A 14,347-nucleotide genomic window follows, 5' to 3' on the forward strand; every position below is an offset into this window, starting at 1 on the left:
CAACCGGCCGGTACCGACGCGCTCCTTCAATCGTCACCGTTCAGCGGGAAGCACCCGTGTCAGCGGGAGGCGTCCGGTCCGGATGCCGTCACCAAACCGCATTCGTACGCGAAGACGACGAGCTGGGCGCGGTCACGAACGGCGAGCTTGGTCATGGCACGGCTGACGTGCGTCTTGGCGGTCAACGGACTGATGACCATCTGTGCGGCGATCTCCTCATTGCTCAATCCCCGGCCGACCAGCGCCACCACCTCACGTTCCCGGTTGGTGAGCTCCTCGAGACCAGCGGCGGTACGCACGGACGGCGGCCGGGACACGAACTCACCGATCAACTTGCGCGTGATGGCCGGAGAGAGCAGGGCATTGCCACGTGCCGCTGAGCGCACGGCTTGCAGCAGGTCAGCCGGCTCGATGTCCTTGACGAGGAAGCCGTTCGCCCCGGCCCGGAGCGCCTCAAACACATACTCGTCGGTACCGTAGTTAGTCAAGATCACCACGTGCACGTCGACGAGTTCCGGGTCGGACGCGATCTGCCGGGTGGCCTCGACGCCGTTCACCACGGGCATCTGGACGTCCACGAGCGCCACGACAGGACGGTGGCGGCGGATCAGTTCCACGCCTTCCTGACCGTTCGACGCTTCGCCCACCACCTCGATATCGTCTTCGGCATCCAGCAACGCCCGGAAACCACCCCGGATGAGCGGCTGGTCGTCCACCAGAACCACCGTGACCGGCTCGCTCACGGTGCCCCCTTCACCGGAATCGCGGCACGGACCCGAAAGCCACCTTCCGGGCGGGGTTCGGCGCGCAGCCACCCTCCCAGGGCCGTCACCCGTTCACGCATGCCGGTCAGCCCGACGCCGGGCGACGGAGGTGCCTCGTCGGTCGCCTTGCCGTCATCGTTCACCTGGATGCCGAGCTCGCCGCCATCCTTCGTGACCTGGATCGAGACCGAGGCGGGGCCGGCATGGCGGGCAACATTCGTCAGCGCTTCCTGGATGATCCGGTACGCCGCCAGGTCGACGTCCGCGGGCAACCCGTCCAGCTCGCCCTCCACGCTCACCGTGACCGGCAGGCCGGCCGATCGAGCCCGTTCGACCAACCCGTGCAAGCGTTCGAGTGCGCTGCTCGAATCCCCGTTATCGCTGCGCAGCACGTCGAGCGTCCCTCGAAGCTCGCGGACGGCGTCACTGCTCGCGTCTTGAATGGCCAGCAGCGCCCCGGGCACGTCCTCGCCGTTCTTACGGGCGAGGTGAACGGCGACACCGGCCTGAACCTTGATGATCGAGAGGTTGTGGGTCAGCGAATCGTGCAATTCCCGGGCAATCCGCAGACGTTCTTCCCCCGCGCGCCGCAACGCGGCCTCTTCGCGGGTTCGTTCTGCCTCCGCAGCGCGTTCCTCGACCTCGCGGACGTACGCGCGCCATTGACCGTAGGCGACGGCCATCCCCACGGCGGAGAGCGCCCATCCGGCGACGAGGAACGTTCTCCAGCGGCGGTCGATGGCCATGGACACATCGTAGACCCACACTCCCACGTGTCCGTCCTCTCGGCAGAGACAGTCGCCGCTACTCCCGGGGGAGTACTTCAGCCCCGAACTACGCCCCATCCCGTACCGAGAACAGCCTTCTCACGTGCGACGACGCGGAGGCGAGCCACGGCCGAACATCGGAATGCATGACGCCTCACGGCACGAATCAGCTCCTACCCATCCGTGCGCCCTCTCCGGCGCGCACCCTCCACGAGGAGACCCGATGACAATTCCCGCGACGAGCGACGTCACCGCGACGCTGCGCTCCACGTTCGCCGGCCCCGTACACGTTCCCGGCGACCACGGCTACGAGACCGGGCGCGGCTCGTGGCACCGCACCATCGACCCGCACCCGGCAGTGGTGGCCGAGGCTGCCGGAGCCGACGACGTCCACGCCGCCGTCCGCGCCGCCCGGGAGCATGGCGTCCCGTTCGCCGTCCAGGCCACCGGGCACGGAACGTACGTACCGGCCGACGGCGGCGTACTACTGAAGACGGGCCGGCTCAACCACGTCGAGGTCGATCCGGAGAGCCGCACGGTGCGAGCCGGCGCGGGCGCACTCTGGTCCGACGTCGTGGACGCCGCCGCTCCGCACGGCCTGGCACCACTGTCCGGGACGCTGTCGATCGGCGTGGCCGGCTACACCCTCGGCGGCGGAGCAGGCTACCTGTCACGAACGTTCGGCTTCGCCGCCGACAGCCTGGTGCGGGCAGAGATCGTCGTCAGCGACGGCCGGCTGCTAACGGTCAGTGGCGACGAACATCCCGACCTGTTCTGGGCGATCCGCGGAGGAAGCGGCAACTTCGGTGTCGCGACGTCGCTCGAACTACTGCTCTTCCCGGTCGATCGGGTGTACGCCGGGATGTCCTACTACCCGACCGACCGGGCCGAACACGTGCTCCGCTTTTACCGCGACTGGGCCGTCGACGAGCCCGACGAGCTGAACACATCGATCACTGTGATGCGAATTCCGGACGCGCCCCACGTGCCGGATCCAATCCGCGATCGGCCGGTCCTGGCCATCCGGCCCTTCTGCCTTGCCGGCTCCGTACGCGCTCGCACCTACCTGACGTCGCTGCTGAACGTGGCCGGGCCACCACTCGTCGACGGCATCGCCGAGTACACCTTCGCGGAGGCCAGCGCCGTACTCAGCGGGCCACCGCATCCACCGATGGCGGTCGATCAGCGATTCGAGCTGTTCCGAGATCTTCCCGATGACGTGATCAGCGCCGTCGTGGATTCCGTCGACACGGCCGTGACCGCAATCGAGCTACGCCACTGGGGCGGTGCCATGGCGCGCCCCAGTGCCCACGCCGGCCCGATCGGCCACCGAGACACGCCGTTCTCGCTCACGTCGGTGGCCATGGCCGCCGACCCCGACGGGCTCTCCGCGGGCAGCGCCGCCCTCGACCAGATCACGTCCTGGCTGCGGCCACACACGACGGGCGGCTCGTTCGTGAACTTCCTCGCCGACCCGGCCCGCACGGCCAGCGCCTACACCCCCGACGACTACCGCCGCCTCACAGAGGTGAAGCGTGACTGGGATCCGGACAACGTGTTCCGGAGCAATCACCACATCAGGCCCGCTGCCCAGGGAGCACGATGACAGCCGAGAACGCCCACACCAGGACATCCACCATCACGTCCGGGACGACGCTCGCGATCGAGGCGAGCGGACTGGCCAAGTCGTTCGGCACGACCCGCGCCGTCGACGGTGTCGACTTCACCATCGAGGCCGGAACGGTGCACGGTCTGCTCGGCCCCAACGGGGCGGGCAAGACCACCGTCGTTCGCCTGCTCGCCACGCTGCTCCGGCCCGATGCCGGGCGCGCCGCCATCATGGGTCACGACATCATCCGGGATCCCGCCGCAGTGCGCCGACGGATCAGCCTCACCGGCCAGTTCGCCTCCGTCGACGAGGATCTGACGGGCGCGGAGAACCTGACGATGTTCGGGCAACTGCTCGACCTTCCCAAGTCTGCCGCGAAGGTCCGGGCTCGCGAACTGCTCGACGAATTCCAGCTCACTGAAGCCGGCGACAACCGGGTCCGCACATATTCGGGCGGCATGCGCCGCCGGCTGGACCTGGCCGCCAGCCTGATCGGCCGGCCCGACGTGGTGTTTCTCGACGAGCCGACCACTGGCCTAGACCCCGGCAAGCGTGAAGAGCTCTGGCAGATGATCCGGTCCATCGCCCGTAGTGGTGGAACCGTACTGCTGACCACCCAGTACATGGAGGAGGCCGATGCCCTCGCCGACCAGATCACTGTCATCAACCACGGCACGGTGATCGCCCGCGGGACACCACCCGAGCTCAAACGCATCGTCGGCGGGCAAATCGTCGTCGTCCGGCCAAAGGACACCGCCCGGATCAGCGAGGCCGCATCCATCGTCCAGGCTGTCCTTGGCTACGAGCCCGACGCCGCAAGCACCGAGGTACTGACCGCGCCGGTGGATGGGGACGCCGACTTCGCCCGCATTGTCGCTCGGTTGGCGAGTGCGGGGATCGAGGTGGTGGAACTATCTCTCCGGCTGCCCAGCTTGGACGAGGTGTTCTACACGCTCACCGGCCGGCAAACGGACAACGACGAAAACCAAGGAGCCGCAGCATGACCGACATGGCCGTCATGAGCCAGACGACGTCCGCGAGCTCCCAGCCGCGCCGCTGGGGTGTATTCCGGCACAGCCTGGTACTGGCGAGACGCAACCTGATCAAGACTCGGCGAAACCCCGGCCTCGTCGGGGATGCGCTCATGCTTCCGATCATCTTCCTGCTGTTATTCGTCTACCTGTTCGGTGGAGCGGTCGCCGGGTCGACCACCGAATATCTGCAATACCTCTTCCCTGGCATTCTGGTCATGAGCACGCTCATTGCCGGCTTGCTGTCCACCGGGCTCAACATCAACATCGACATCAAGAAGGGCGTGTTCGATCGGTTCCGCAGCATGCCGATCGACCGTTCGGCTCCGCTCATCGGCTCGGTACTCGGTGACACCGTGCGCTACGTCGTCGCCGTGGTGACCGTCTTCGCGGTCGGTTACGCGATGGGGTTTCGCGTGCAGACCGACTTCCCCTCCGTGCTGGCCGCATCCGCACTTAGCGTCACCCTGGGTTTCTGCCTGGGCTGGCTCACCGTTCTGATCGGCGTGACGGTCAACGAAGAGAACGTCGTATCGACCGTGGGCTTCCTTGGCATCTTCCCGTTGGCTTTCGGCACAGACATGGTGGCGCCGAAGGAAACCCTGCCCGGCTGGCTACAGGCATGGGTAGAGGTCAACCCGGTGACCCATGCCGTCGACGCCACCCGCGGGTTGCTGCTGGGCGGCCCCGTCGCGGAGTCGGTGATCGTGACGTTGCTCTGGTCGGCCGGATTCCTTCTCGTCTTCGGAACGCTCGCGTTACGTGCCTACCGCCACCGTGCCTGACGGCGCCGGCTCTCGCGACTTGCGCGAGCACTCGACGGGCGCGAGCTCTCTCGACGATCGGCGTGTTCACGAGCACCACGACCCGCCCGCGGTGATCTTCCAGATCGGCACGCGATGGGCGGCCGGCAGTTCTGGGCGAGATTCAGTCCGCCAGTTCCACGGCCGTCAGCACCACGATCGCCGCCGTCCATGACAGCGGTGCCACCGCTGCAGGGCTACCATCCCCCAGCACCTTCTCCGGCAGTGCGCCTCTGACGGTCCGGTGCTCATCGAGCCACATCAGTGTCTCGCGGGCGATGGCATCCTCACCCATCGCCGCCGCTGTGAGGGCATACATCGCCGTGTGCGGGGTCCAGCTCACTCCGTCGTCGCGCCAGCCCGCGCCCGGAGCCAAACCTCCGGCACGCCGCCGCATCTCGTCAGGGACATGCGCCCACGCATCGCGCACATCCGGATGGACCGACTCCGCCACCGGCGGCACCAAGTAGAACAGCGCCGCGTCCCGATCGGAACCGTCGGCATACCGGGCATAGCCGCCGGGGCCGAACTCGCGGTGCACCGCCGCACGCAGCCGTCCGGCGCCGTGGGCAGCGCGGTCGGCCGCCGCGGCGTCGTCGATCCAGCCGTAGATCTTCGCGGCCGACTCCAGCCCGGCCAGCAACGGCCCGACGGTTCCCAGGGTCACCTCGTCCTCGCTGAGCTCCCAGAAGTCCGGCGACGGCGGCGGCAGCGCCTGCTCGTTGTCAATCATCCGGAGGATGGCCCGCGTAGACCGGTCGACGAGCATACGCACGGTGTCGATGAACTGCGGCCGTTCAGCTGCCGGCATGTTCTCTGCCGTCTGCGCCACCGCCCACAGGGCCCATCCGGTGCCGTCGAGCTGAATACCGCGATCGTCCGGTGGTTCGCCCGAACCATCCGGCACGTATCGCGCCTCGAACAGGCCGTCGTCGCCCTGGACATCCTGAAGGAAATGAACGATCCGCGCCGCGTCGTCGTCGTGATCGACACTCGCGAGCGCGGCCGCGATGAACGCGGCGTCTCGCGGCCAGACGTAGCGCCAGCGCGACGACCATCCGGCCAGCGCCGCGCCGTTATCGAGCGTGAGCGTGTGCAGATCGAGAAGCGCCGTCTCGATCATGTCGGAGTATCCCGAACCGATGTCTGGCACGGTGGCCCCGTCCAGCCAGCTGAGCTGCTCTTCCGCCAGTTCGTCCGCCGAATCGGCGTCGCTGAGTACCCGGGTGCCCGGGACGAATTCGGCAGATGCGCCCTCGCGCACCATCAGTCGCTCGTCAGCCGAGGTGATCGCCACAGCTTCGGTGTAGAGGCCCGTCTCGGCTTCGCCGGACCGAAAGGACGCCATGACGACTGCCACGATCGCTATGCACCCCAACACCGCCAGGGGATACGAGCGTCTCGAGCGCATGATCCGACGAACTGTATGCTGCTCGGATCCGAACCTCAATGCGCTCTCACCAATCCACGCAGCCAGGAACGAACCGCTGCATCGGGGCCACGGGCAACGGACGCGCCACGCCGCGCGCCCTTATGGACAAACAGTATCTCCCGTTACTTTTGTCGGCATGTCACCAGCCGGTACAGCGATGAGTTCCGGCGCCGTACGTGGTCTGAACATCGAAGCACCACGCCCATTTCCGGTGAAGGGACGAACATGGCCAAGGTTCTGTACTCGGCAACGATGTCGCTCGACGGCTTCATCGCCGGCCCCGGTGGGGACATGTCCTGGCTCGCCGAGCATTTGGAGCCCAATCCCGACATAGATGGGCTCGTCGCAGACATCGGCTCCCTGCTCGTCGGCAACCGCACCTTCGGCGGCGACGATCCGAACCGGGGGACGGACAAGGAAGGCGCCTTCGGCGGCGAATGGTCGGGACCAGCGTTCGTCCTCACACATCACCCTCCGGATACGCCCGTACCGGGGTTCACCTTCGTCAGCGACCTCCACAGCGGGCTGGCAGCCGCCAAGGACGCCGCCGGTGAGAAGTACGTCAACGTCCTGGGCGCCAATGTTGCCCGGCAGTGTCTCGAGGCAGGTGAACTCGACGAAATCCTCGTCATCATCGCTCCAGTTCTACTCGGTGACGGTGTGCGACTGTTCGAACACCCCGGCGGAACCAACGTCAAACTCGAGCGCGTCAGCGCAAGCCATGCGTCGCACGTCACCAACCTCTGGCTTCGTCCCGCACGATGAGCTCACGCCGTTCAGCTCGTTCGGATCCAAGCGCCGCGTGCGTCGATGATCCTCGGCCACGCCCAACAGCGTCGGGAGGAACTCCGCCCGGCCGGCCGCGGAAGACATTTGACGGCGAATGCTCGTTTGTAGTTCCCAGCATCCGTACGGTTCGTTACCTGGCGATCTAGGCGAGCCGTGCGGTCGCGTCTCCTCCTGCTGGCCGCTGCCGTCATAGCTTCCGGACATGGAACGGCTGGCATCTCAGCACGCCTCCTACACCACGTGCCGCACCGCCGGGCCCCACCTACCGCGCCGCCAGCCCACTGCCGTGCACGCCGCGCCCACCTACCGCGCCGCCAGCCCACATGCCGTGCACGATCAGTCCACCTTCCATGCACGCTGAAACCACGTCGATCCAGCACGAAAAGCGCTTTCCTACGTGAACTCACCGCGCACGGCACGTCGCCCGGGGACTTTGTCAGCTGCACTCACTCACAAGACATCCCCACGGACGGTCCTCCGCAGCCTTGACAGCGATCCCGCGCCCCACCATAATCAACCTATAAGTTAATCAACTTTATGGTTGATTATGCAGGGCTGAGCCCACGTTCGCTGCAACCACCAGCGACAAGACGGGCAAGAATTCCGGCGCTGTGCGGGCTTCCCCAAAGACACCCGCTCCAACAGCTCGCGAAGGCCATCGCCGGAGATTCCGAGCCGGCGACGATTCCGACTACAGAACCAAATGGAGGCAACAAATGAGCAAGGTGATCGTAGACATCAGCATGTCCCTCGACGGATACATGAGCGCTTCCCAGGTGAGCCCTGACGAGCCCATGGGCGAGGATGGTCAGCGACTACACGCGTGGGCCTTCAACGGCAACGACGAGCGCAACTTCGAGGCACTCGCCAACGCGGTCGGCGGAGTCGGGGCGATCATCACCGGACGCCGCACTTACGAACTCTCCGTGCCGTGGTGGGGACTGGACGGGCCCTCCGGGTCGAGGCGGACTCCAGTGTTCGTACTCACTCGCAGTGTGCCCCAGAACGTTCCGGACGGAGGCGTCTACACCTTCGTAAACACTGGCATTGACCAAGCCTTGACAGAAGCTCGGACCGCCGCGGACACCGCTGACGTGTGCGTCATGGGCGGAGCCGATGTCATTCAACAGTTCATCCGGGCCGGTCTCGTCGACGAGCTGTCGATCCATATGGCGCCAGTGCTGCTGGGCGGCGGTATCCGGCTCTTCGAGAACCACGTCGCCAACCATGTCGGGTTGGAAAGCATCAGCACGATCACCACGGCCGAAGCCACCCACCTGCGGTTCCGAGTACTCAACACACAGGCCTGACAGGCATCACCCCGCTGACGATCGCCGACTCGACACGTACGGCCGCCTGGAGCCGCCCCCTGCACGGCGACGGGCTGCCTTCCCATGGCTCCCTCACCACGGCTCCGACGACGACTGGCCCACCGAACCATGGAGCCGGCCGAGCATCTCCTCTCCGCCGACGATCCTGTGGTGACCTCGTCGTTCGTCGATCCTGTCCATGGCTTCGTCGTCCGTGGAGCGGCTGCTCTGTCTGCGCACCTCTATACGTCTGGTGTTGCGCCTTGCACGTCGAAGGAGCACCGACCATGCACGCTGAGTCCACGTCCCTTGCACGCTGAACCCACCTTCCGTGCACGCTGAAACCACCTTCCGTGCACGCTGAAACCACGTCGATCGAGCACGAAAAGCGCTTTCCCACGTGGACTCACCGTGCAAGGCTCTCCGCCCACGATCATGGTCACCTCGCCTCAGGACCCAGGGCAGCCCTCACGGCGATCAGACACAGGTATCGACTGTCCTCACGCCGGTCTCGCAGCTCCGCTCACGCTTGGCCCCCACACCTCGAAATCCCCGCGTGCGCGGGGAGCATCCCTTCTCGGTGGTGATGTCGAGCGTGGCGCCGGGATCATCCCCGCGTGCGCGGGGAGCATCACAACCCGTACCCGAACCCCGGTCGCAATTCGGGATCATCCCCGCGTGCGCGGGGAGCATGAGGGATCGACCCAGCCAGATCGGCGGGCGACAGGATCACCCCCGCGTGCGCGGGGAGCATGCTATCATCCGCAGCTCCCAGAAGTCGCGTGAGGGATCACCCCCGCGTGCGCGGGGAGCACTCCGATACCGACAGCCTCCACCCCAAAAGCTGCGGATCACCCCCGCGTGCGCGGGGAGCATTGCTGGTACTCGTAATCGGGGTCCACGTCGAACGGATCACCCCGCGTGCGCGGGGAGCATCCCATTGCTCGCCGGATCTCGGCGATCGTCGGAGGATCACCCCCGCGTGCGCGGGGAGCATTCCCATCTCACACGTCTACCCCGAAAGGGGCGCGGATCACCCCCGCGTGCGCGGGGAGCATGGGTTGCGTTGCAGGATGCGCGCCAGATCCTGGGGATCACCCCCGCGTGCGCGGGGAGCATAGAAGGCTGTGAAAATGATTCTTTGATAAGGACGGATCACCCCCGCGTGCGCGGGGAGCATGTAATCCACTCAACAAGTCGATGATTTGAGCAAGGATCACCCCCGCGTGCGCGGGGAGCATTGAATGTGGTACGCATGGTGAATTCCCCTCTGGGGATCACCCCCGCGTGCGCGGGGAGCATGAAGTCCTTCTTTTTCACTGAGCAAGAATACAGGGATCACCCCCGCGTGCGCGGGGAGCATACTATTTGTCGTCTGCGTTTGTGTCGAGGTCTGGGATCACCCCCGCGTGCGCGGGGAGCATTGGATATCGCCGGGGTGGTCTAGGGCGCGTTCGGGATCACCCCCGCGTGCGCGGGGAGCATTCGGAGCACCAGCGGACCCTACCCCGGTTGTCTCATGGTCGATGGATCACCCCCGCGTGCGCGGGGAGCATTACGGGGCCTGGCGGGGGAACCAGGCTCACGTCGGATCACCCCCGCGTGCGCGGGGAGCATGTTCATCGTGAACCAGCGCTCCCGGCCCCTGCTGGATCACCCCCGCGTGCGCGGGGAGCATGGGTCAGTGTCAGTCTTGTTAAGAATGTAGAGGGGATCACCCCCGCGTGCGCGGGGAGCATCCGTGACGGGTCGGATTCCGCATCCCGTAACGGGGATCACCCCCGCGTGCGCGGGGAGCATGGAAAACCCCGTACCTGAAAATCCATCGCAAGAGGATCACCCCCGCGTGCGCGGGGAGCATTCTTCCATCGCCTCAGCGATCCAAGCTACCAACGGATCACCCCCGCGTGCGCGGGGAGCATACTTCTTGACCAGCAACGATTCAGCGGAGAATACCGAATTTGAGTCACTTGCGTCGAGGGTCGTCGGACCATCGGTGAAACGCACAAAGACACACATCGCCCCGTTCCCAGCTAGAGGATTGCAGATCAACGACTACGAACGCCTGAGAGCCGCGCAGGCAACCTTCTGGGCAGGCCATCCCACATGATCGAATACAGACGGCCCCCTCGCCCGACGTTTTCAAGCGTCTCTCAGCTGTCCGAACCCGAGTGTTCGAGCATGGGCAAGGGTTCACCGGTTTCGAGCAGGGTCTTCATGCTTGCCAGGAGTTCCGGCCACCCCTTGCTGACGGCTTCGAGCATTGCACTGCCGGGTTCGAATTCATCGTGGGTCACGGTCAGCTTCACCGCCCGCACGCCTGCTCCCTGGGGCTCGATGTCGAATGTCACCTTTGAGCGCTTCTCCTTGAGCCGCTCCGCGAGCTCCTCATCACTCCAGCCAAAGAGTTCGGCGTGCTCGGGCTGGTAGGTGTGCCAGCTATAGGAGAGACGGCGGTACGGGTCAGATTCCAACACCACTTGGCCGAGGTCTTTGAATTCCTCACCGGGAGCGTTCTGCCACTTCACCGGTGATCCAACCGTCCAATCGGATTCCAGCGCTACACCGCCCCAGTAGCGACGCGTGAAGGCTGGGTCGGTCAGCGCTTGCCACAGCCGTTCGGGGGTGGTGTTGATGTAGGTCGTGTAAACAAACACGGTGTCGCTCATTGACTGCTCCTCCAATGCTCTCTGCAGGTCGGCCAGCGCGTGGGCGTGCTGGCGGTGGTATCGGCTGATCCAGCGGTCGGCGACGGCGTTGATCGGCGCCACGTTGAGGAAGTGCAGCTTCTCTCGGCCATTCCACGTAGTAGTGACGAGCTCAGCTGCCTCAAGCACCGCCAGGTGCTTACTGACGGACTGCCGAGCCATGTCCAACCCCGCACACAGCTCACGCAGGCTCTGACCGTTTCGAGCATTCAAGCTATCCAGCAGCCGCCTGCGGTTGGCGTCAGCTAGCGCCTTGAACACGTCGTCCATGTCGGCTCACCTCGAATACGCAGCCAGTCAGCTGCATATAATTATGCAGCCAAACGGCTGCATGTCAAAGCCAGCCATACCGAGCACGTTGAGCGTGGAACAAAATCAGCCTTTCCGGCCCTTACGGCGGACGGGCCACGTTCGATACCCGCCTACCGAAATGTCCCGGAACATGAATGACGGAGTGGACGCCACGAATCCGGGAATGACAGGGAACGCAGCCACCACCCTCAATGACCATGGGACAGATCGGCGAATCGGCCGCGCTTGCCCTGCTTCTCGTCCAGCATCGAACTCGTCATCGGGCCGCCGCCAGATACCTCCGATCCCGCGTAAGGACCAGAACCTTCCTGCTCAGCAACCTTCTGGCGCAGATATTCGATCTCCTTGCGCCGGGCTTGGGCGCGCCTGACGCCAACCAGCGCCACCGCCACGCCCGCCAGCATGATCAATCCTGTGACGACACCGGCGACGAACACTGCCCAGACCGTGGTGTCCACCTCGGTACCGAACGCCTCGACCGTGACCGCGTCGCCACCTTCAATCACCACCACGACGATGACCGCGAGCGCGAGTACGAGGAGGAGCACCGACAGAGCAATCATGATCCAACCTCTCTCCACTGTTCCCACATGTCACGAGACGTTCGGGAGAACATACCCCTACGTCATGCCTACCGCACATTCGCGTCGCCTACCATCCTTTCCGAGATCGTCACGGAGCAAACCCCCGGCTGACCAGTCGAGCCGCCAGATCGGCGAGCCTTCCCTGAGCGCGGCACACGACGCGCAGCGACGCTGCGTCATAACACATAGACGATCTTTAGACCATCGGCCAAACGAATGATTGACGCTCTCGTGAGCGTTCTTAGCATGCGATTTATATAGGAAAGTTTCTTATAAATGGGAGGTGGACCGTGACTCAACGCCGAAGACTCACTCGACTCCTCGTCGCGTGCGCCGCGCTCGTGCTACCGGCAGCGTTTCTTCCCGCAGCACACAGCTCGGCGAGCGACGATCTGACCGCTACGTTCACCAAGAACTCGGACTGGGGTACCGGCTTTGGCGCCGAGTACACGATCACCAACGACGGCGACGAAGCCGTCTCCGGGTGGACGCTCGAATTCGATCTCGCCTCGACCCAGTCGATCACGAGCGTGTGGAACGGCGTGCACCAATCGGACGGTGATCACCAGGTCATCACCAACGCGAGCTGGAACGGCGACATCGCACCCGGAGCATCCGTCACCGTCGGATTCAACGGCACCTACTCCGGCACGTGGACCGACCCCACCGGATGCACGATCAACGGCGCGCCCTGTGACGGCAACGGAGGCGGAGAGCCACCAGAGCCTCCCGCCACACCCGGCAACGTCGAGGTCACCGGCGTCACCGCCACGTCCGTCTCGCTCACCTGGGATGCATCCGACGATGCGGACAACTACCTCGTCTACGTCGACGGAGACCTCCAGTCGTCGCCGACATCGCCGCAGGCAACCGTTGGCGGGCTGACACCGGAGACGTCCTACGAGTTCACCGTCGCGGCCGAGAACGCCGCTGGAGTCTCCGATCAGAGCGCCCCTGTCACGGCCGAGACGCTGCCGCCAGGCACTGGTCCGGGAGATGAGCGGCTCGTCGGGTACTTCACCCAGTGGGGCATCTACGGCCGCGACTTCCTGGTCCGTGATCTGCACACCAGCGGTGCGGCAGAAGAACTGACCCACATCAATTACGCGTTCGGCAACGTCTCCGAGAACTCCGAGTGCTTCATCGTCAACCAGGAAGGCGTCGGTGACGCGTGGGCCGACTACCAGCGCGGCTTCAACGCGAACGAGAGTGTCGACGGCGAGGCCGACCAGTGGGATCAGGAGCTGAAGGGCAACTTCAACCAGCTCAAGAAGCTCAAGGAGATGTATCCGGATCTCAAGGTGTACATTTCCCTCGGTGGATGGACATGGTCGACGTACTTCTCCGATGCGGCACTTCCGGAGAACCGGGAGGACTTCGTAGAGTCCTGCATCGACCTCTACCTTCGTGGCAACCTTCCGGTTCAGGGCGGCGATCCCGCCGGTGGCGAGGGTTCGGCTTTCGGTGTCTTCGACGGCATCGACCTCGACTGGGAGTGGCCGGCCTCCGAGGGCCAGGAGGGCAACATCGTCCGGCCGGAGGACCGCGAGAACTTCACCGCGTTGGTCGAAGAGTTCCGCACGCAGCTCGACGACCTCGAAGCCGAGACCGGACGGACATACGACCTGACGGCCTTCCTGCCCGCCGACCCGCGAAAGATCGACGCCGGGTATGAGGTCAACGAGATCTTCGACCACCTCGACTTCGCAACGGTGCAGGGATACGACTTCCACGGTGCGTGGGAGTCGACCACCAACCATCACGCGAACCTCTATGACACGCCGGGCGATCCCTCGCCGGTGCAGTTCAGCGTTGACACGGCGATTCAGGAATACCTCTCCGGCGGGGCGGCAGCAGACGAACTCGTCATCGGCATTCCGTACTACGGCCGTGGCTGGACTGGAGTGTCAGACGGCGGCAACGACGGCCTGTTCCAGGAATCCTCCGGCCCAGCGCCCGGTACCTGGGAAGAGGGCATCGAGGATTACAAGGTCCTGACCGAAAGATCGGGCGAACGGTTCCGCGACGAGTCCACGGGCGCCCTGTGGCTCTACGACGGGACCGAATGGTGGTCCTATGACGATCCCACCCAGCTCACCCAGAAGACCGGATACATCCAGGACAACGGCCTCGGTGGCGCGATGGTGTGGTCGCTCGACGGCGACGACGCGGACGCCACGCTGACCAAGACACTGGGCGCCGGCCTCGCCAACTGATCAGAACGCAGCACACCGTCGG

Annotated in this window: 11 protein-coding genes, 1 pseudogene and 2 CRISPR repeat arrays; of the genes and pseudogenes, 7 read left to right on the plus strand and 5 right to left on the minus strand. The window is 65.1% G+C overall.

All coding sequences use genetic code 11. The features are described 5' to 3' along the window. Positions 1-59: 59 nt before the first annotated feature. Entirely contained in the window at positions 60-743 is a 684-nt protein-coding gene (locus DPM12_RS00345) for a response regulator (protein ID WP_112256141.1), read from the minus strand. Next, a pseudogene (locus DPM12_RS00350) lies at positions 740-1,489 on the minus strand (sensor histidine kinase); the annotation flags it as partial. The pseudogene DPM12_RS00350 and the gene DPM12_RS00345, both read right to left, overlap by 4 nt. A gap of 265 nt (positions 1,490-1,754) precedes the next feature. Here DPM12_RS00350 and DPM12_RS00355 point away from each other — a divergent pair. The 3 genes from DPM12_RS00355 to DPM12_RS00365 are packed head-to-tail and all read left to right on the plus strand — an operon-like array spanning position 1,755 to position 4,956. Next, on the plus strand, positions 1,755-3,137 hold the full coding sequence (locus tag DPM12_RS00355) for an FAD-binding oxidoreductase (RefSeq protein ID WP_112256145.1): 1,383 nt from the start codon (positions 1,755-1,757) through the stop codon (positions 3,135-3,137). Then, positions 3,134-4,144: an ATP-binding cassette domain-containing protein gene (locus tag DPM12_RS00360; protein WP_112256147.1), complete on the plus strand. Its 1,011-nt coding sequence runs from the start codon at positions 3,134-3,136 to the stop codon at positions 4,142-4,144. The genes DPM12_RS00355 and DPM12_RS00360 overlap by 4 nt, the downstream gene beginning before the upstream one ends. Next, positions 4,141-4,956, plus strand: a complete 816-nt coding sequence (locus tag DPM12_RS00365) for an ABC transporter permease (RefSeq protein ID WP_211658135.1) — start codon at positions 4,141-4,143, stop codon at positions 4,954-4,956. The genes DPM12_RS00360 and DPM12_RS00365 overlap by 4 nt, the downstream gene beginning before the upstream one ends. 142 nt (positions 4,957-5,098) lie before the next feature. Here the strand turns inward: DPM12_RS00365 and DPM12_RS00370 are convergent, their stop codons facing one another. Next, a complete protein-coding gene (locus DPM12_RS00370; RefSeq protein WP_158542634.1) occupies positions 5,099-6,385 on the minus strand; it encodes a glycoside hydrolase family 15 in 1,287 nt (428 codons plus the stop codon). 246 nt (positions 6,386-6,631) lie between these two features. Between DPM12_RS00370 and DPM12_RS00375 the strand changes: the two genes are divergently transcribed. The 3 genes from DPM12_RS00375 to DPM12_RS00380 all read left to right on the plus strand — a co-directional run bounded on the left by DPM12_RS00375 (position 6,632) and on the right by DPM12_RS00380 (position 8,505). Further along, positions 6,632-7,171 carry a dihydrofolate reductase family protein gene (locus DPM12_RS00375; RefSeq protein ID WP_112256151.1) on the plus strand — a complete coding sequence of 180 codons (540 nt, stop codon included), beginning with the start codon at positions 6,632-6,634 and terminating at the stop codon, positions 7,169-7,171. Between the two features lie 226 nt (positions 7,172-7,397). After that, positions 7,398-7,556 (plus strand): hypothetical protein, encoded by a 159-nt coding sequence (locus DPM12_RS22995; protein WP_158542636.1) that lies wholly within the window; start codon positions 7,398-7,400, stop codon positions 7,554-7,556. Between the two features lie 355 nt (positions 7,557-7,911). Next, positions 7,912-8,505 (plus strand): dihydrofolate reductase family protein, encoded by a 594-nt coding sequence (locus DPM12_RS00380; RefSeq protein ID WP_112256153.1) that lies wholly within the window; start codon positions 7,912-7,914, stop codon positions 8,503-8,505. A gap of 604 nt (positions 8,506-9,109) precedes the next feature. Further along, positions 9,110-9,382: a CRISPR direct-repeat array (repeat unit 28 nt; unit sequence GGATCACCCCCGCGTGCGCGGGGAGCAT). 92 nt (positions 9,383-9,474) lie between these two features. Next, positions 9,475-10,427: direct repeats of the CRISPR family, unit length 28 nt; unit sequence GGATCACCCCCGCGTGCGCGGGGAGCAT. Between the two features lie 231 nt (positions 10,428-10,658). Here the strand turns inward: DPM12_RS00380 and DPM12_RS00385 are convergent. Both DPM12_RS00385 and DPM12_RS00390 read right to left on the minus strand, forming a co-directional pair. Continuing rightward, entirely contained in the window at positions 10,659-11,483 is an 825-nt protein-coding gene (locus DPM12_RS00385) for an ArsR/SmtB family transcription factor (RefSeq protein WP_112256154.1), read from the minus strand. Positions 11,484-11,713: 230 nt separating this feature from the next. Beyond that, the gene (locus tag DPM12_RS00390) at positions 11,714-12,088 is read right to left on the minus strand and encodes a hypothetical protein (RefSeq protein WP_112256156.1); all 375 of its coding nucleotides are present in this window, start codon (positions 12,086-12,088) and stop codon (positions 11,714-11,716) included. Positions 12,089-12,399: 311 nt separating this feature from the next. On the opposite strand from DPM12_RS00390, the gene DPM12_RS00395 reads away from it, so the two are divergent. Next, a complete protein-coding gene (locus DPM12_RS00395; RefSeq protein ID WP_112256157.1) occupies positions 12,400-14,325 on the plus strand; it encodes a glycoside hydrolase family 18 chitinase in 1,926 nt (641 codons plus the stop codon). Positions 14,326-14,347: the final 22 nt, after the last annotated feature.

Origin of the sequence: Phytoactinopolyspora halophila (genome assembly GCF_003287285.1) — a bacterium.
Taxonomy (GTDB): Bacteria; Actinomycetota; Actinomycetes; order Jiangellales; family Jiangellaceae; genus Phytoactinopolyspora_A; species Phytoactinopolyspora_A halophila.

Coding starts and splice junctions, on each gene's coding strand:
- DPM12_RS00355 (WP_112256145.1), top strand. CDS start 1,755: ATGACAATTCCCGCGACGAGCGACGTCACCGCGACGCTGCGCTCCACG.
- DPM12_RS00360 (WP_112256147.1), top strand. CDS start 3,134: ATGACAGCCGAGAACGCCCACACCAGGACATCCACCATCACGTCCGGG.
- DPM12_RS00365 (WP_211658135.1), top strand. CDS start 4,141: ATGACCGACATGGCCGTCATGAGCCAGACGACGTCCGCGAGCTCCCAG.
- DPM12_RS00370 (WP_158542634.1), bottom strand. CDS start 6,385: ATGCGCTCGAGACGCTCGTATCCCCTGGCGGTGTTGGGGTGCATAGCG.
- DPM12_RS00375 (WP_112256151.1), top strand. CDS start 6,632: ATGGCCAAGGTTCTGTACTCGGCAACGATGTCGCTCGACGGCTTCATC.
- DPM12_RS22995 (WP_158542636.1), top strand. CDS start 7,398: ATGGAACGGCTGGCATCTCAGCACGCCTCCTACACCACGTGCCGCACC.
- DPM12_RS00380 (WP_112256153.1), top strand. CDS start 7,912: ATGAGCAAGGTGATCGTAGACATCAGCATGTCCCTCGACGGATACATG.
- DPM12_RS00385 (WP_112256154.1), bottom strand. CDS start 11,483: ATGGACGACGTGTTCAAGGCGCTAGCTGACGCCAACCGCAGGCGGCTG.
- DPM12_RS00390 (WP_112256156.1), bottom strand. CDS start 12,088: ATGATTGCTCTGTCGGTGCTCCTCCTCGTACTCGCGCTCGCGGTCATC.